We start from the raw sequence: 16,773 nt of genomic DNA, 5'->3' as shown, positions 1-16,773 counted from the left end.
CGGTGCCGGCAGGAGCTTTCGTGCACATCATCATCGCGGCGATCACCGCGGTCGCGGGTTTGATTTGGGCGCTCAATAACCTGCAGCGATCGGGATTCGATCTGAATTCCCTGAACCCTTTCCTCGCTTACCGCCGCTGGAAGTGGCGCAGCACTTATGGCAACAAGCCCATCTATAAGCTGGAGCGACCCATGGACGTCGCGGCCGTGCTGTTGCTCGGCGTCGCCAAGGCTGACGGCGACATCACCTCGGACCAGAAACGCGAGCTGCAGTCGATGTTTCAGAGCGAGTTCGAGATCTCGCGCGACGAGGCGGCCGATCTGTTGCTGGCCAGCTCGCATCTGATCCGCGACGAAATTTATATCGTGGATCGTCTCGATAAGATTCTGGAGAGGAGCGCGCCCCATTTCGAGCCCACGGCCGTGGCTTCGTTGCTCGGCATGATGCGCAAACTGGCTGCGATGGACGGCTCGATCAACGGCGAGCAGCAGAAACTGATCGACGCGACCGAACGCTTCTTCGCATCCCGCAAGAAGGGGCCGAACGGCAAGTGGAGCTAGCCTCGCGGCAAGCTCACAGCGAACCCTCCGTTGCGAACTGACGTCGGCCCTGTGCGTCCGGCGGACCGAGAAACTCCAGCGCCTGGACCAGATTGCGAGGCGCATTCGGGCGGGCAGAGATCAAGGCGTCGAGCTTATAGCTGCGGTCGGGCCGGAGCTCCAGCGTGCCCGCCACTTGTAACGGACCGTCGCCGCCGTCGGAGATCGCGCCTTTGAGCACCTCGGCGTTGGAGGCTGCCGGATCCAACACCAGACGATAGCTGCCGGCATTCGCAGGCTTACGCGCCGGTCCGGTCAGATCGACGATATCCAGCGTGCCGTCCACCTGCGTCGGCCAACCTTTCTCCAGCGTGAGCTGCGCGAACTTGCCGTTGAGCGTGCCGGCCCAGCCACCGGGAATCACGTTCGGCGGCAGAGCGCTGAGCGGCAGCGACGCGGTCAAATCCTTCAAACGAATCGTGCCCGCGGGAGTTGCGCTCACTTGTGTCGTGGCGAAGCCATCGATGCGCGTGACTTTCACATCGGCGCTGAGTCGCCCCGTGAGCAACGCCAGGGCGTGCAAATCCCATTCGACGCCGCCGATGTTGACGCCCTGGATTTGCAGCACTTGCGCGCGCCCATTCCAGATGGTGCCGGAGACGCCGCCGGCGCTGACGCCAGAGGAACCGAGCCATGAGAACACGACGCCGGCGGGCAGCGTGGTCACGGCGAAGAGAATGAATGCGCCCACGCCGAGCGCAATCAGCGGCCAAAGTCGCTTCATAGGTTTGTTATGCGCCGACGCGCGTCAGCACCAGGTTGGCGTTCACGAGGCCGGGCTTGGCGGTGCGATCGATGGTGGCGGATTCGACGTCGATCGAATGCACCTGCTGAAGCGTGCCCAGGCACACCATCAGCTTGTCGAATTCGGCGGCTTCCAGCCGCACGCGAATGCCGCGCTCGCCATTGGGGGTCTGGCCGGTCAGCGAATTGCTCAGGCCACATTCGCGAGCCGCGCGATCGATGAGCACCACGAGGGATTCATTGCTGGGTCCGGGACGGCTGGGCGCCGCCGCGCTCAGCACCGCAACTTCGCCAGCGACGCTGCGCATCCACGCGAGATCGCCTTCCTTTTGCGCGACCCGTTTCTCTTGTGCCGCGACGGCGCTGTACAGCGGCGCGAGCGCGAGCACATAAACGAGCGCCACGAACACCAGGATGGCGCCGCCCATGACGACGATGCGCTCGCGCGGCTGCAGCGTGTTGAATTTGTCTTTGATCTGTTGCATCACGCGCCCGCCTTCTTGAACTGCAGTCGGCCTTCGACCTTGGAGTCGCGCGGATTGGTGGATTGGATCTCCGCGGTCACGCCACGCTCACCGGCCACCTGCCGGATGCGATCGAGCGCGTCCACCGACGGACTGAGCACGCGCAGATCGGTGACGTTGTCGCGATAGGAGAGGGCTTCGATATCCGTGTTCGGCGCTTGCGACATCGCTTCGCTCAGCATGGCGAGCGTGGTCAGCATCCCGCTGGTCGGGCCGGTGCCGCGCAGCTGACCCAGAATCTGTTCGATTTGACCGCGCGCTTCCAGCGGATTGGGCACTGGCGCGCCCGGCAGCGCTTGCTGGAACGTCTCGGCGATCTGTGCATCGAGCTGACTTTCGACCTTCTTGTAATGCACGTACTGCCAGCCTTTCAGGCCGATGTGCGCGGCCACGAACACGGCCGCGAGCACGGCGGCATAGCGCCACGGCGCGAAAGAAACATTCAGCTTGGTCTTGGCCGCATACGGTCCCTGTAGCAAGTTGACCGCGGTGCCCTTGAGGCCGGTAGGAATGTTCGAAGCCAGCAGGGGCAGGGGACCGTCGGGCAGCAGCTTCAGCTGCAGGCTCGCGGTGTACTCGCGCAACTCCTCGAGCATCTCACGCTCGCGCTCGTAGTCCTCTTCGGAAACGAAGATGGTGACGTGCTCGCGCGACTCATCGCCGCTGCCCAACGCCAGCTGCAACGCTTCGAACAGCGGCTCGACCTCGATGACCGTGCCGGGTTGATTCTCGCGATGCACGTACAGACGCTTGCCATCGATGAGCACGGCGACTGCGCCCGCGACGGTCGGCAACACGCTGGTCTCGGTGTACACGGTGTCGGTGGACAAGCCAGCCGCCTGGAGCGTCGCGACCCACTCATCCATGCGGGCGCGTGACACAGCGGCAACGGGTGTGCCGGGTGTCGTGCCGCGCTTGCCGACGGCGAAGTGCAGATCTTCCACGTCCGCCGCCAACTGTTCTTCGAGCGCGAAGGGGACGACCTGCGCCAGCTTCGCGCCGCTCTTGAGCGGCAGCACTGGCTCGGCCAGCAAAACATCGGTGCCAGGCACGAGCACGATGGTCTTGCGACCGCTCGCTTGCGCGGCGGCATCGCTGAGCGAGCCCCACGAAACATTGCCGCGGCGTGTGCCATTGGCGTCGACGACGAGCCATTCGGCTTGAGGCGCAGGCTGCGCGCCGCCATTGGGGGCAGCGGCGACAGGATGCAATCGGACGACTTGGAGTTCCGGCATCAGAGCGTTCCGTAGCTTCTTAGAATGGGGCGGACCTGGTTGGTGTCGCCGCGATACAACAGACTGTACAGCGTGAACCGTTGAGTGCCAAGCGTGACCCAGATGGTGGCGAGAAAGTAATCGCTGCTTTCATCGATGATGTCTTCGACGGCCTGTTTCTGATCCGGGGTCAGTCCGCTCAGGCCGGCTTGGAAATCTTGTTTGCTCGGGAAGCAGCGCTGCATGCGTGACTGCTTGGTGCTGTCGCGCGCGAGTGTGAACTGTCGGGTGCCTCCGACCAGCGCATCCAGCAATTCAGGCGAAGCCGTGCACAGGTTGATCTTGGCATCCGAGGGCAGGGCGGTGACGAACGGTGCGAGCCTGCGGTAACGCTCGATGCCGAACTCCGGCAGCGCCAACAGTTCGCTCGCCCGTGTGACTGGCATATTCGCGGTGCGATATGCCGGCTGCAGATTGGTGTACACGGGGTCCTCGGCGCCATCGGGAAATCCGGGATTGTTGTCCGAGTCGATCCAGTCCGCGATCAGGCTCGCCCACTTCGGCTCCAGCTCCAGAATTTCCAGCAATCGTTGGAAGCGCTCCACCGCCGGCTGGTTGACCTGGCTGACGCCGGCCTGGTTGAACGTCACCAGGCTGTTCAGATTGAACCGGCCGCTCAGATCTTCGAGCTGACCTTCGAACTCGCCGCCCACATCCTCGAGCGGAATCGGCGGAATGGGCGTCGCCCACTCCTCGGTGAAGTCGTCCTGCTGGGCGCTTTGCATCTTGTCGCGACGGAGTGCATCCGAGGCCCAGGCTTCGCCGCCGAGCGCGATCTCGAATGACTGATCCAGCGTGAACATATTCACGGTGCGACGCTGATCGAGATAACCGCTGAAGCCGACCTCGGCCGCCAGCATGGTGGCCAGCGCCACGATGAGCACGGCCATGATGAGCGCGACACCGCGTTGACGGGACTTCATCCTGACACCTCGATGAGGCGTTTCAGCTCGCCCCAGTCTTCGAGCTCGAGCGTGATCTCAACCGCGATCGGACGCAGGCGCGGCCCATCCGGAGCCGAGTAGCCCAGCGGCGGCCATTGCTGGTGCCAGGTGCGATTGTTATCCATGAAGCGCAGTTCCATGCGCTTCACGCGTTCGAGCAGCACGGCGGTCTCGGGCTCGCTGTCCATGGTGCGATCGAGCGCGAGCCAGTATTCGCGAATGAGCTTCGTGTCTTCGAGGCGATACGCCACGCGTTGCAAAGTGGAGCGGGGTACGCCGGCGGGATTGCTCCAGCTGGAATGGGTGAGCTCGGCGATCTGTTCTTTGCGCGCATCGGAACGAAGCGCGGGCTGCAACGCATCGCCCAAAGGCTCGCGTACGGGACGCGGCTCGAGCGAGGTGAAATCGAGATTCAAACGTTGCATCGCCGATTGAATCTCACGCGTGCGCCCGGCGCCCCGCTTGACGATGTCGCTTTGTTTCATCATCTCGTTGTAGCCGCCCATGGCGATGGCGGCCACGATGGCGAAGATGAAAATCGCGACCAGCAGCTCTACGAGAGTGATACCGCGCTCTTTCATGAGTCGGGATTCCCCGATTCTTGCTCCGGCGTGGGCACCGGTTCGCCGGGCTCGAGCTCCGGCTGCGGCGGCGGATTGGTTTCCGAATCCTGTTGATCGCCTTGATCGCCACCGCGCTGATTCTGACCGCCCGGGCCTTGACCGCTTTGAGACGTCGCCGACCAATTCAGCGACACCGTGCCCGCTGGCGCCACGGCCGTGCCATAGAAGCCGGTGACGAACGCGAGTGAGCTGGTTTCCGGCGCTTCTGAAGGTCGCACTCGGACTTCGATGCGACGGATCGATTCCACGGGCGTCTGCGTCACCACCATGGTCCAGCGCCAGTCGCGGCCAGCCATCTCGACTTCATCGGAGGACTTGTCGATGGCCGGCGCACTGGGCTGCAGGCGCACCTGCGTGAGCTGGTTCATCGCGATCCAGTGCGCGATGGTCTTCTCTCGCATGTAGGAGCTGTTGTTCGCGGTCTGGCTCACCGTCTGAATGACCGCGAGCATGCCGAGGCCGACGACGACCAGCGCCACCAGCACTTCGATCAATGTGAAACCGCTGCCCTGGTTGGGATATTTATGGGCGCGCACTGGACACCCGCGTCGGTCGTTGCCGATCGTTTTCCGGCGGTGGCTTGGTCTGCAGCAGCGGACCCCATTCATTACGCTCATCGCGATTCTCGACGCGCAGATCGTTGTTCGCGAGCCCCGTCACGCGCCACAAGGCAGGCTGACCTTCGCGCTCGATCTCCAACTCGAATGGCATCACCTCGCCGCTGGACAACACCATCACGTGAGGAGGAAATTTCTGGTCGTCGTCGAGATCTTTCAGACCGCTGCGCTCGTCCTTCTCGTCCTCGTCCTCGTCGCCGTCCTTCTTTTCCTCGACGACGGCGCGCTCGGGCAGGCCCGGCTTCAACACGATCTCGCGGGACTCGAGCCGCAGCCTGAAGCGCAGTCCCGCGGGCAATTCACGCTGCGCGAACAGCTCGTCGTACTCGATGAGCTCCCAGCGGTTCTTGCGCGAGTCGAAGCGGAGAAATTCATAAGCGTCCTGCCCGATGTAGATGCCGAGATCCTCGACCTGCAGCTCCGCTTCTTCGCGGGCCTGCTGCAACACCACCCAGAAGCGCCGCGCTTCTTCTTCGGCCTGACTGTCGCGTCCGAGCACGCCGAAGGACAGCACCGCCATCGACACCATGACGCCGATGACCACCAGCACCACGAGCAACTCCAGCAGCGTAAAGCCGCTGTGCTTCCGGCCAGGCGGGGGGCAGGTGTGGATAATAAGAGGACTACCGTTATGCGTAAGGCGCCGGATCATAACAAAGCGAATCGTACCAATGAGTGACGGCTTGTCCCGGCCCGCAACGTCGAGTTCGCCGCCGTTCCGCCAATGGATGCCGAAGCGCGGACCAGGATTCTGGCTGCTTGGACTCGCGCTGCTCGCGCTGGTTCTGTTGTCGCTGCTTGGCGAAAGCGGACGGCTCGCTCTGCGCTACGAGCGCGAGGCCGTGCTGCAGGGAGAATACTGGCGGCTCGTGACAGGCCATCTGGTGCATGGGACGTCGCTGCATCTGTTGCTGAACGCCGCGGGTCTGGGCTTGATCGCCGCGCTTTTCACGCATGACTACTCGTGGCGCGCCTGGCTGCTGATCGCGCTGTTCAGCGTGCTCGCCATCGACGCTGGATTTGTGTTCTGGGAGCCACAACTGGTGTGGTACGTGGGCCTGTCCGGGGTTCTGCATGGCGCACTCGCGGCCGGGACGGTGGCCTGGTGGCGCTTTGAATCGAAGCTGCTGGCGCTGGTGTTGAGCGCTATTTTTGCCGGAAAGCTGGCCTGGGAGCAGTGGCACGGCGCATTGCCGCTGTCCGGCGACCTGCCGGTCGTTGTAGATGCGCACCTGTATGGCGCGATTGGGGGGTTGGTCGCCGGGCTGCTGCTGTGGGCATTCACCCACAGACAAGTTGCCGAAAAGTCAAGGAGCTAGCCGTCCCGACGCACATCGTTATAATCGCGCGCCGCATGAGGTTGGTCATGTAGGTATCGGGACCGTAAGTGGTCTGAAGGTCAGTCAGGAGCTCAATGAGTTTTGCCTTTGTATTTCCCGGGCAGGGATCGCAGTCGGTCGGCATGCTGGCCGCGCTGGCGAGCGCCGAACCGGTGGTGCAGGAGACCTTCGCCGAAGCGTCGTCCGTGCTCGGCTATGACCTGTGGCAGCTGTGCCAGCAGGGGCCCGAAGAGCAGTTGGGCGCGACCGAACGCACGCAGCCGGCGATGTTGACGGCCGGGGTCGCGACCTGGCGTGTCTGGCGCAAGCATGGCGGTCCGTTGCCATCGGCGATGGCTGGGCACAGCCTCGGTGAGTATTCGGCGCTGGTGTGCTCGGGCGCGTTGGACTTCAAGACCGCCGTGGCGCTGGTGCAGTTTCGTGGCCAGGCCATGCAAGCGGCCGTGCCCGCGGGACAAGGCGCGATGGCGGCCATCCTCGGCGTGGATGATGCCGAAGTCGAAGCTTCGTGCGCTGAAGCCACGAAGAGCGGTCCCGCTGGCGAAATCGTGCAGGCCGCGAATTTCAATTCTCCCGGACAGGTCGTGATCGCCGGCAGCGCCGCCGCGGTCGATCGCGCCATCGAGTTGTTGAAGGCCAAAGGCGCCAAGCGCGCCATCAAGCTGCCGGTGAGCGTGCCTTCTCACACCGCGCTGATGCAGCCAGCGGCTGATCGGCTCGCGGAGAAGTTACAAAGCATTACTTTCGCGCAGCCCGAAGTGCGCGATATCTACACTGTCGACGTGAAGACCCATCAAGGGCCGGACAGCATCCGCCAGGCGTTGGTGCAACAGTTGGTCAAGCCGGTGCGCTGGACCGAAACTGTGCGCGCGATTCTGGGTGGCGGCGCCAAGGTGCTGGTCGAGTGTGGCCCGGGCAAGGTGCTGACAGGGCTCAATCGCCGCGTCGACAAGAACAAGGACATCGGCATGCTCGCCATCGAGGATCCCGAGTCGTTGCAACAGGCGCTCGCCGCCTGCCGGAGTCAGTCATGAGCGAGTCGCCAGATATCGCCCTGGTCACGGGCGCATCGCGTGGCATTGGTCGAGCAATTGCTGAACAGTTGGCGCGCAACGGCGCAACAGTGGTTGGAACGGCGACCACCGAAGCCGGCGCCCGAGGCATCACCGAGTGGCTCGCGGCCGGCAACTACAAAGGTCGCGGCGTGGTGCTGAACGTGGCCGACGCGGCTTCGACCGAGGCGGCGCTCAAGGACATCGAAGCGAAGGAAGGCGCCGTCACCATCCTGGTGAACAATGCAGGAATTACCCGTGACAACCTGCTGCTGCGAATGAAGCAGGAGGAATGGGACGACATCATGAATACCAACCTCGCGTCGGTGTTCCGGCTGTCGAAAGCCGTCCTGCGCGGCATGATGAAGGCGCGCCGGGGCCGCATCGTCAACATCGCTTCCGTGGTCGGTGTGATGGGCAACGCCGGGCAGACCAACTACGCCGCGGCCAAGGCCGGCATCATCGGCTTTTCCAAGTCTCTGGCACGCGAGGTCGGCTCGCGCGGCATCACCGTGAACGTGGTGGCGCCGGGCTTCATCGCCACCGACATGACCGCCAAGCTGCCGGCCGAACAGCAACAACAGCTCAGCGCTCAAGTTGCGTTGGGGCGACTGGGTTCTGTCGAGGATATTGCCCATGCTGTGGCGTTTCTTGCGTCGCCACAGGCCGGCTATATCACCGGCGAAACGCTGCACGTCAACGGCGGCATGTACATGGTCTGATTGGGACTACGTCAGACAATTTTTCGCAAATGTTGGCCCTAACAGGCTTCTAACTTAGAATACGCCCCCCGTGCGACCCCACCCATGAACAAAAAGGGTCGGTCTCGAGCGAAGGGTTTAAGCACCTCATAGAGGACTCGTAATCAAATGAGCAGTATTGAACAGCAGGTCAAAGCCATCGTCGCCGAACAACTGGGGGTGAAAGAGGAAGAAGTCACCAACGACGCTTCCTTCGTCGACGACCTGGGCGCAGACTCGCTCGATACGGTCGAGCTGGTGATGGCGCTGGAGGAGGAGTTCGAAACCGAGATCCCGGACGAGGATGCGGAGAAGATCACCACCGTGCAGCAGGCGATCGATTACATCACCGAACGTCGCAACCAGGCCTGAGGGCCTCGCTCGCGAGCTGCCGGCGCTTCCTCGACATAGACGTGAGCGCCAACGCTGAAGCATAAGGAAGGCCGCACATCCACGGTCTTCCGCCAATCGCCCCCCATGTTCCAAACCAATCGTCGTGGCCCGTCAATCGAAGTCACGCTTCGTGTGAGGTAACCGCTTGTCCAAGCGACGCGTCGTCATCACTGGTCTGGGCATCGTTTCTCCCGTCGGCAGCAGCATCGATTCGGCGTGGCGCAACGTGCTCGAAGGCAAGAGCGGCATCGTGCCGATCGCCCGTTTCGATGTCAGCGCATTTCCGGTGCGCTTCCACGGCGCAGTGGCGGACTTCGATGCAGAGAAATATCTGCCGGCGAAGCGGTTGCGGAACATGGATCCGTTCATGCACTACGGCTACGCGGCGGCGGCCGATGCGATCAAGGATTCGGGCCTGCAGGTCACGCCCGAGAACGATCAGCGCATCGGTGTGGCGATGGGCGCCGGCATCGGCGGCCTCGACACCATCGAAGAGAACTATCGCAAGTACGCCGAGACCAACAGTCCGAAGCGCATCTCGCCGTTCTTCGTGCCCGGCAGCATCATCAACATGATCTCCGGCCACGTGTCCATCGATTTCAAACTCAAGGGACCGAACATCGCGACGGTCACCGCGTGCACGACCTCGACGCATTCGATCGGTCTGGCGATGCGCTTGATCCAGTACGGCGACGCCGATGTGATGATCGCCGGCGCCGGTGAAATGGCGACCACGCCGCTCGGTCTCGGCAGCTTCTGTCAGGCGCGCGCGTTGTCGACTCGCAATGACAACCCGCAGGCGGCCAGCCGTCCGTGGGATAAAGATCGTGACGGCTTCGTGCTGTCCGACGGCGCAGGCTCGGTGGTGCTCGAAGAGTACGAGCATGCGAAGAAGCGCGGCGCTCGCATTTACGCAGAGCTGGTCGGCTTCGGCATGAGCGGCGATGCGCATCACATGACGGCGCCGCCGGAAGACGGCGAGGGCGCGCGTTTGGCGATGGCCAATGCATTGAAGGACGCGCAGCTCAATCCGAACGAGGTGCAGTACATCAATGCGCACGCGACGTCGACTGAGCTCGGCGACCTCGCTGAAACATTCGCGATGAAGCGTGCTTTCGGCGACCACGCCTCCAAGCTCGCGGTGAGCTCGACCAAGTCGATGACGGGCCATCTGCTCGGCGCGGCCGGTGCGGTGGAAGCCATCTTCTCGATTCTGGCCATTCGCGATCAGGTCGCGCCGCCGACCATCAACCTGGACAACCCTGGCGAGGGTTGCGATCTCGACTACGTGCCGAAGGTCGCACGCCAGATGCCGATCAAGGTCGCATTGTCGAACTCGTTCGGCTTCGGCGGCACCAACGGCAGCCTGATCTTCAAGAAGCTCGACTGATTTGCTAGTGCGCGGCCAGGAGTCGCCCACGTCCATCTCGATCGACCGACCGCCGTTGCTTCAAGCCGTGAGCGCCGATTCGTCGGCGCTGCTGGCCCTGCACGCCGCGTTTCCCGATCGTTACCCCGCATTGTTCGAAAGCGCCGCGGCTGGCAATGCCGCCACGCGCTTCGACATCCTGTTCGCGTATCCGCAAGCGCGATTGTCGCTGCTTCGTGATGGCACCTTGAGCGAACGCACCGGCGGTTCCGACGCGCGTTTTCTTTCGAGCCTCGATCGTTGGTGGCAGAGCGAGCGCAGCTCCTGCGCGAGTCACGAGCTGCCATTCAGTGGCGGCTGGCTGCTGTATCTCGGCTATGAACTGGCCGGAGAGATCGAGCCTAAGTTGAAGCTGCCGCGGCCTGGCGCCGGGCCGATCGCCTCGGCCATTCGCATTCCTGCCGCCATCATTCACGAGCGTAACAGCGGCAAGTCGTGGGCCGTGGCGGAGGCGGCGTTCGAGCCACTGCTGGCTCGCATGGCCAACGACATCGCTCACGCGCCGGCATTGATCGCACCGGACGTACCGCTCGTCATGGGCGGCGTGAAAGAAGACGAGCCGGCCAGATTCTTGCGCAGTGTCGAGCGGGCGTTGGAGTACATCGCGGCCGGCGACATCTACCAAGCGAATCTGTCGCGCGCGTGGCAGGCGCGTTTAGCGGCGGGTATCACTCCTCAGCACCTGTATCAACGTCTGCGTGAGACCAATCCCGCGCCGTTCAGTGGCATCGTGCGACTCGATGGAATCACCATCGTGAGCTCATCCCCGGAGCGTCTGGTTTCAGTGCGCGATGGTCGGGCGTCGACGCGGCCCATTGCGGGTACGCGTCCGCGGGGCCAGACTGCCGCGGACGACGTCGATCTCGCGCGCGAGCTGCATGCTCATCCCAAGGAGCGTGCCGAGCACGTGATGTTGATCGACCTGGAACGCAATGACCTCGGGCGAATCTGCGAAGCGGGCACCGTGAAGGTCGACGAGCTCATGACCATCGAGTCGTATGCGCACGTCCATCACATCGTATCCAATGTGAGCGGTCAGCTGCGCGCCAACGCGACGCCAGGCGAGGTGCTGAGCGCCGTGTTTCCAGGCGGCACCATCACGGGCTGTCCGAAGGTCCGCTGCATGGAGATCATCGCCGAGCTCGAAGGCACGGCGCGGGGCGCGTACACCGGCTCGTTCGGTTATCTCAACCGTGACGGCAGCATGGATATGAACATCCTCATCCGCTCGCTCGAGATCGCTGGCGATCAGCTGACCTTGCGTGCAGGGGCGGGCATCGTTGCGGATTCCGTGCCCGAGCGTGAGTTGGCGGAGACGCGCGCCAAGGCTCGCGGCGTGCTACGTGCCTTGGGTCATGACACGGGTGCAAGCCCATGACGCTTGCGATGCTCGTCAATGGGGAGACTTCGCAGCTGATCGCAGCAGACGATCGAGGCTTTCAGTACGGCGACGGATTGTTCGAAACCGCGTTGCTCGTCGGCGGCAGCGTACGTTTTCTCGACGATCATCTGGAACGCTTGTTCACAGGCTGCGATCGCCTCGGCATCACGCCGCCCGAAGAGCAAACATTGCGAAGCGAGATCGCCCAGGTCACGGCCGGAGCCGAGCGCGGCGTGCTCAAAGTCATCGTGACGCGCGGATCGGGCGGTCGCGGTTATCGACCGAGCCATGTCATGTCGAGCACGCGCGTGGTTGCGCTCCATCCGCTCAATCCAGCGCCCAAAGGATCGCTGCGTTTGCGATGGTGTGACATCCGTCTCGGTCGTAACGCTCGTCTGGCAGGTATCAAGCATCTGAACCGTCTCGAGCAGGTGCTCGCTCAAAGCGAGTGGCGAGAAGGCGAGGCCGACGAAGGATTGATGCTGGACACCGAGGGCGAAGTGGTCTGCGCCACCTCCGCCAACGTGTTCGCCGTGCGCGATGGCGCGTTGATCACGCCCGATCTGCGCTTCTGTGGCGTGCACGGGGTGATGCGTGCTCAGGTCCTCAAAGCCGCCGGCAAGCTTCGGCTCGCCGTCAGCGAGGAGCCGCTGTGGCCGCACGACATCGAGACGGCGAACGAAGTTTTCATCACCAACGCGGTGCGCGGCATCCGATCGGTGGCTTCGCTCGATTCGTTGCAATGGAGCGAGACCAGCGTGGCGACACGCCTCGCCAACGCCCTGTCGCTCAGCGACACGTAAAAGGACTTAGGTTGTAATGCGAACGCTGTTGCGTCTGTTCGGTGTTTTGTTCGTGTTGGGTGTCGTCGCCGTCGGAGCGCTGGCCTGGTGGGGCCATCGCTGGCTGCAGACGCCGATTGCGACGCTCACCGCGCCGACGGTGTTCGAAGTGCCCAAAGGCGCTTCGCTGCGCACCGTCGCGAGCAGTCTCAACGATCAGAACCTGCTCGATCAGCCGCAGATCTGGACGGCGTGGGCGCGCATCACCAAGCGGGCGCATTCGCTCAAGGCCGGCGAATATCAGCTTTCGCCCGGGCTCACGCCCAGCGGCTTGCTCGAGCTGCTCAACTCGGGCCAGGTGCTCCTGCACAGCATTACCTTCATCGAAGGCTCGACCTTCGCCGATATGCGCAAGGCGCTCGCGCAATCCCCCTCGGTTCGTAACGAATACGCCGCCCGCACCCCCGAAGAAATCATGCGTGCGCTGGGTCAGCCGGATCTGCATCCCGAAGGGCAGTTCTTCCCGGATACGTATCGCTTCCCACGCAACACCACGGATATCGAGCTGCTCGGCATGGCGTTCAGGCGCATGCAGCAGGAGATCAAGACTGCGTGGGACTCGCGGGCCAAGGATCTGCCGTTGGCCGGCCCATACGAGGCCCTGATCTTGGCGTCCATCGTGGAGAAGGAAACTGCGCTCGATTCCGAGCGGCCGCAGATCGCGGGCGTGTTCGTGGAACGACTGCGTCGGGGCATGCGCTTGCAGACCGATCCCACGGTGATCTATGGCATGATGGCCTCGTACGATGGCAACATCCGACGCAAAGACTTGCTGCGCGATACGCCGTACAACACGTACACACGCGCGGGCTTGCCGCCCACGCCCATTGCATTGCCGGGCCTCGATTCGATCCGGGCGGCCGTGCGGCCCGAGACCACCGGCGCATTGTTCTTCGTGGCGACGGGCAATGGCGATGGCAGCCATTACTTTTCGCGCACGCTGTCGGAGCACAATGCGGCGGTGAAACGTTACTTGCAGAAACTGCGAACGTCGAAACCGCCGACCAAGGCCAAATGACTCTGGAATTCAACTGATTCTCGACCGATGACCGCGGGCAAGTTCATCACCATCGAAGGCGGCGAGGGCGTGGGCAAATCCACGCAGATCGGGCGTCTGCGCGATTTCATCGCCGGGCAGGGCGTCGAAGTCGTCGTCACTCGCGAGCCCGGTGGCACGCGACGCGCCGAGCGCATTCGCGAATTGCTGTTGGAGCATAGCGATGAGGCGATGCCGAGCACGTGCGAGTTGCTGCTGATGTTCGCCGCTCGCTCGACGCACATCGAGAACGTCATCCACCCAGCGCTCGGGCGGGGCGCCTTTGTCATCTGTGACCGTTTCACCGATGCCACCTACGCCTATCAGGGCGGTGGCCGCCACCTGCCGATCGAGCAGATCGCGACGCTCGAAACCATGGTGCAGGGAACGTTGCGGCCCGATCTGACTCTATTGCTCGACGCGCCGCTGGAAGTCAGTGCGGCGCGAGCCAGTGCTCGAAACGCAGCCGCTGGAACGAGCGATCGGTTCGAGCAGGAACGTCGCGATTTCTTCGAACGCGTGCGTGCGGCCTATCTGAATCGTGCACGCCAGGAGCCGAAACGTTTTGTCGTGATCGACGCCACGCAGAGTATGGATGCAGTGACAGGGGCGATTCAGCAGGCGCTCCGCGAGCGCGTGCTCACAAATATCACTTGATTCGAGTCATGGCAAAGAAAGACGAGCAAACCGAACCGCAGCCGTTGCCGAGCCCGCGCTTGTTGCCGTGGCATTCGGCGGCGGTATCACAGCTGCGGCAGGCGTGGTCTGCCAATCGCTTGCCGCACGCCATTCTTGTGCAGGGCGCGGAAGGTTTGGGCAAGAGCTCGTTCGCTGCATGGTTGGCGGCGGCGGTGCTGTGCGAAAAATCTACGCCCGAGTCGCTGGATGTTTGTGGCTCGTGCGCGAGTTGCGCGCTCATCAAGGCCGGATCGCATCCTGACCTGCACTGGGTCGCGCCGGAAGAAGACAAGACGCAGCTCTCGGTCGATCTGGTGCGAGCGGCGTGCGAGAAGCTGTCGAAGACCAGTTTTCGTCAGGGCTACAAAGTCGCCGTCATCGAGCCTGCGCACCAGATGACGCCCGGTGCTGCGAACAGTGTGCTCAAGACGTTGGAAGAGCCGTCACGGGGCAGCCTGCTCGTGTTGCTTACGTCGCGACCGTCCGGCCTGTTGCCCACGGTGCGCAGCCGCTGTCAGAAACTGACGATCGCGCGGCCTACCGAGGCCGAGGCCATGGCGTGGCTCCAGCAGGTGTCTGGCAAGTCGGTGTCGCCGGCACTGCTCGCGTTCAGCGGCGGCGCGCCGCTTCGCGCTCTGGCATACGCCGACGGCCAGTTCGAAGCGCTGAATCAGCACATGCTGAAGTCCCTCCGGGATTTGCTGAGCGGCGACGCGGATGTGACCCAGGTCGCCGCCGAATGGGAAAAAGACGCTCTGATCGACCGGCTGGTGTGGCTCGACCTGTGGCTGTCCTCGCTCGCCCGGGCAGGGATTGCCGGAACTGACGAACGGGTCACGTTCCCAGGGGGACCTGCGCACTTGCCAAGCCCGTCGCGCCCGTTGAACATAAGCGCGCTGTACAGCATGGTGGATCGCACACGGGCTTTGAAGGCGCAACTGGCTCGCACCGCGCTTCAACGCGAACTGGCCGTAGAATCCTGGCTGATCGCGTTACTGGAAGCGCTGGCTCCTTCCTACAAGGGCGGAGCGCCCATGGCACGCGCCAGCTGAGCACAACTCTATAGTCGTCGGAATACGCCGTCGGAATATCGCATGGTAATGCGCCAACCTAGCAGCAAGCCCGGCTTGCTGACGCTGACAATCAAGGACAAGAGCGCCTTGTACCTGGCGTACATGCCGTTCGTGAAAAACGGCGGCTTGTTCATTCCGACCAACAGCAACTACCGGCTCGGCGACGAAGTGTTCATGTTGCTGAACCTGATGGGCGAGGACGAGAAGCTGCCGGTCGCCGGCCGCGTGATCTGGATGACGCCCAAAGGCGCGCAGGGCAAACGCACCGCCGGCATCGGCGTACAGTTCAGCGAGCAGGATCGCGGTAATACTCAGCGCAAGATCGAGAGCTATCTGGCCGGCGCGCTAGGCGGAGACAAGCCGACCCACACGATGTAAGTCGCGTCAGCGCTTCACGTCGGCCGCGCTCATGCCGCCTTTCAATACCGACGCATTCAAATCCCGCTCGGCGAGAATATAAGCCGCGGCGGAGCTGCGACGGCCGGTGTCGCAGACCACGACGTAGTTCGTGTTCGGATCCAGCGACTTCAACTTCAGCCGGATGAAATACAGCGGCAGGTTGATCGCGCCTTCCATGTGAAAGTTTTCGAATTCGCTGGGCAGGCGCACGTCCAGCCATTTGCCGCCCTTGGCGACGATCTGTCTGGCCTGCTCGAAGCTCACCCATTGCAGCATGGGCTCGTTAAGCAGTTTACGGAAATCGTCCTTCGCCAGGCGCATCAGGGCGCCGTCGGTGATCATGCTGATGGTGGCGTTGCGCTTGGCCTCGGCGATCAAGGCTTCCTCACCGAAGGTGTCGCCCATGCCGAGCTCGGCGAGTTTGATGCCGGTGCGGTTCAGCGGCGTCTCGCGCGTGACAAGGCATTTGCCTTTGACGATCACGTAGAAGTAATCGCCGTCGTCGCCTTGTTTGATGATGATGTCGCCCGCCTTGGCGTCGACGCGCTGCATGCGCATGAAAATGGCCTGGATGTTGGCCGGCGGAATGCGATGAAACGCCTTGGTCTGCAGCAGCGTGGTCATCCAGTCGTCGTTGCTGGCGGGCGGCTGATCGCCGCTCGAGCTCAGCTCGCCCACTTCGTAGGAGCCGGTCTGATCCCAGGTCAGCATCATGTCGAGCATGTCGCTGTCCATGGCCATGAACTCGACGCGATCGGAAATGGCGCGCGCGCTGTAGCGACGCGGCGTGAAAGGAGCGAGGGGGTTGCGAGCTTCAGGCGAGCCGCCGCGCACCACGGTGATGGTGCGATCGTCGTGAATCAGCTCGAGGGCGCCGCTCACCAGGTAGAACGTGCGCTTGTCGCTTTCGCCTTCCTTGAAAAGGAAGCGTCCCATGGGCAGCTCGCGCAGTACGGTCTTACGCGCCAGCGACTGCAGATTCTCGGGCTTCAATCCGTCGAGCGGGGAAAATGACCGAAGCAGGCCAATGTCGAGCGGCTTGCTCTCCATGTGTCTCCAGTGTCGGAAGGAATCGGTTGCGCTGA

The 16,773-nt window shown here is 63.1% G+C and carries 20 protein-coding genes; 12 read left to right on the top strand and 8 right to left on the bottom strand.

Features of this window, described 5'->3' with window-relative positions; all coding sequences use genetic code 11:
- Positions 1-20: 20 nt before the first annotated feature.
- Positions 21-560: a TerB family tellurite resistance protein gene (locus VGD45_RS21275; RefSeq protein ID WP_331157358.1), complete on the top strand. Its 540-nt coding sequence runs from the start codon at positions 21-23 to the stop codon at positions 558-560.
- 13 nt (positions 561-573) lie between these two features.
- Here the strand turns inward: VGD45_RS21275 and VGD45_RS21270 are convergent, their stop codons facing one another.
- From VGD45_RS21270 to gspH, 7 genes are read right to left on the bottom strand one after another with little or no spacing between them, the layout of a single operon-like run.
- Positions 574-1,323, bottom strand: a complete 750-nt coding sequence (locus VGD45_RS21270) for a type II secretion system protein N (RefSeq protein WP_331157357.1) — start codon at positions 1,321-1,323, stop codon at positions 574-576.
- 7 nt (positions 1,324-1,330) lie between these two features.
- On the bottom strand, positions 1,331-1,828 hold the full coding sequence (locus tag VGD45_RS21265) for a type II secretion system protein M (protein WP_331157356.1): 498 nt from the start codon (positions 1,826-1,828) through the stop codon (positions 1,331-1,333).
- The gene (gene gspL, locus VGD45_RS21260) at positions 1,828-3,102 is read right to left on the bottom strand and encodes a type II secretion system protein GspL (RefSeq protein ID WP_331157355.1); all 1,275 of its coding nucleotides are present in this window, start codon (positions 3,100-3,102) and stop codon (positions 1,828-1,830) included. Before gspL ends, VGD45_RS21265 begins: the two co-directional genes overlap by 1 nt.
- On the bottom strand, positions 3,102-4,064 hold the full coding sequence (gene gspK, locus VGD45_RS21255; protein ID WP_331157354.1) for a type II secretion system minor pseudopilin GspK: 963 nt from the start codon (positions 4,062-4,064) through the stop codon (positions 3,102-3,104). The genes gspL and gspK overlap by 1 nt, the downstream gene beginning before the upstream one ends.
- Positions 4,061-4,666 (bottom strand): type II secretion system minor pseudopilin GspJ, encoded by a 606-nt coding sequence (gene gspJ / locus VGD45_RS21250; protein ID WP_331157353.1) that lies wholly within the window; start codon positions 4,664-4,666, stop codon positions 4,061-4,063. The genes gspK and gspJ overlap by 4 nt, the downstream gene beginning before the upstream one ends.
- Positions 4,663-5,244, bottom strand: a complete 582-nt coding sequence (gene gspI, locus VGD45_RS21245; RefSeq protein ID WP_331157352.1) for a type II secretion system minor pseudopilin GspI — start codon at positions 5,242-5,244, stop codon at positions 4,663-4,665. The genes gspJ and gspI overlap by 4 nt, the downstream gene beginning before the upstream one ends.
- Positions 5,231-5,977 carry a type II secretion system minor pseudopilin GspH gene (gene gspH, locus VGD45_RS21240; protein ID WP_331157351.1) on the bottom strand — a complete coding sequence of 249 codons (747 nt, stop codon included), beginning with the start codon at positions 5,975-5,977 and terminating at the stop codon, positions 5,231-5,233. Before gspH ends, gspI begins: the two co-directional genes overlap by 14 nt.
- Before the next feature lie 19 nt (positions 5,978-5,996).
- Between gspH and rrtA the strand changes: the two genes are divergently transcribed.
- The 11 genes from rrtA (at position 5,997) to VGD45_RS21185 (ending at position 15,667) form a co-directional block, all read left to right on the top strand.
- Positions 5,997-6,644: a rhombosortase gene (rrtA, locus tag VGD45_RS21235; protein ID WP_331157350.1), complete on the top strand. Its 648-nt coding sequence runs from the start codon at positions 5,997-5,999 to the stop codon at positions 6,642-6,644.
- 95 nt (positions 6,645-6,739) lie between these two features.
- Positions 6,740-7,699 carry an ACP S-malonyltransferase gene (gene fabD, locus VGD45_RS21230; RefSeq protein WP_331157349.1) on the top strand — a complete coding sequence of 320 codons (960 nt, stop codon included), beginning with the start codon at positions 6,740-6,742 and terminating at the stop codon, positions 7,697-7,699.
- The gene (gene fabG / locus VGD45_RS21225; protein WP_331157348.1) at positions 7,696-8,439 is read left to right on the top strand and encodes a 3-oxoacyl-ACP reductase FabG; all 744 of its coding nucleotides are present in this window, start codon (positions 7,696-7,698) and stop codon (positions 8,437-8,439) included. The genes fabD and fabG overlap by 4 nt, the downstream gene beginning before the upstream one ends.
- 147 nt (positions 8,440-8,586) lie before the next feature.
- Positions 8,587-8,829 carry an acyl carrier protein gene (gene acpP / locus VGD45_RS21220; protein ID WP_066920125.1) on the top strand — a complete coding sequence of 81 codons (243 nt, stop codon included), beginning with the start codon at positions 8,587-8,589 and terminating at the stop codon, positions 8,827-8,829.
- A gap of 166 nt (positions 8,830-8,995) precedes the next feature.
- Positions 8,996-10,240, top strand: coding sequence for a beta-ketoacyl-ACP synthase II (gene fabF / locus VGD45_RS21215; protein ID WP_331157347.1), 1,245 nt, complete (start codon positions 8,996-8,998; stop codon positions 10,238-10,240).
- A 67-nt stretch (positions 10,241-10,307) separates the two neighbouring features.
- Positions 10,308-11,657: an aminodeoxychorismate synthase component I gene (locus VGD45_RS21210; protein WP_331157346.1), complete on the top strand. Its 1,350-nt coding sequence runs from the start codon at positions 10,308-10,310 to the stop codon at positions 11,655-11,657.
- Complete coding sequence (pabC, locus tag VGD45_RS21205) at positions 11,654-12,463, top strand: aminodeoxychorismate lyase (protein WP_331157345.1); 810 nt, start codon at positions 11,654-11,656, stop codon at positions 12,461-12,463. Before VGD45_RS21210 ends, pabC begins: the two co-directional genes overlap by 4 nt.
- A gap of 16 nt (positions 12,464-12,479) precedes the next feature.
- Positions 12,480-13,520: an endolytic transglycosylase MltG gene (gene mltG, locus VGD45_RS21200; protein WP_331157344.1), complete on the top strand. Its 1,041-nt coding sequence runs from the start codon at positions 12,480-12,482 to the stop codon at positions 13,518-13,520.
- Positions 13,521-13,547: 27 nt separating this feature from the next.
- Positions 13,548-14,195, top strand: a complete 648-nt coding sequence (gene tmk / locus VGD45_RS21195) for a dTMP kinase (RefSeq protein ID WP_331157343.1) — start codon at positions 13,548-13,550, stop codon at positions 14,193-14,195.
- 8 nt (positions 14,196-14,203) lie between these two features.
- Positions 14,204-15,268: a DNA polymerase III subunit delta' gene (gene holB / locus VGD45_RS21190; protein WP_331157342.1), complete on the top strand. Its 1,065-nt coding sequence runs from the start codon at positions 14,204-14,206 to the stop codon at positions 15,266-15,268.
- 48 nt (positions 15,269-15,316) lie between these two features.
- On the top strand, positions 15,317-15,667 hold the full coding sequence (locus VGD45_RS21185; RefSeq protein ID WP_129648570.1) for a PilZ domain-containing protein: 351 nt from the start codon (positions 15,317-15,319) through the stop codon (positions 15,665-15,667).
- 6 nt (positions 15,668-15,673) lie between these two features.
- On the opposite strand, the gene VGD45_RS21180 is transcribed toward VGD45_RS21185, so the two are convergent.
- On the bottom strand, positions 15,674-16,738 hold the full coding sequence (locus VGD45_RS21180; RefSeq protein WP_331157341.1) for a cyclic nucleotide-binding domain-containing protein: 1,065 nt from the start codon (positions 16,736-16,738) through the stop codon (positions 15,674-15,676).
- Between the last annotated feature and the right edge of the window lie 35 nt (positions 16,739-16,773).

Origin of the sequence: Steroidobacter sp. (assembly GCF_036402275.1) — a bacterium.
Taxonomy (GTDB): Bacteria; Pseudomonadota; Gammaproteobacteria; order Steroidobacterales; family Steroidobacteraceae; genus Steroidobacter.
Note: the sequence above shows the minus strand (reverse complement) of the source record. Positions and strands in the feature narration are given on the sequence as shown.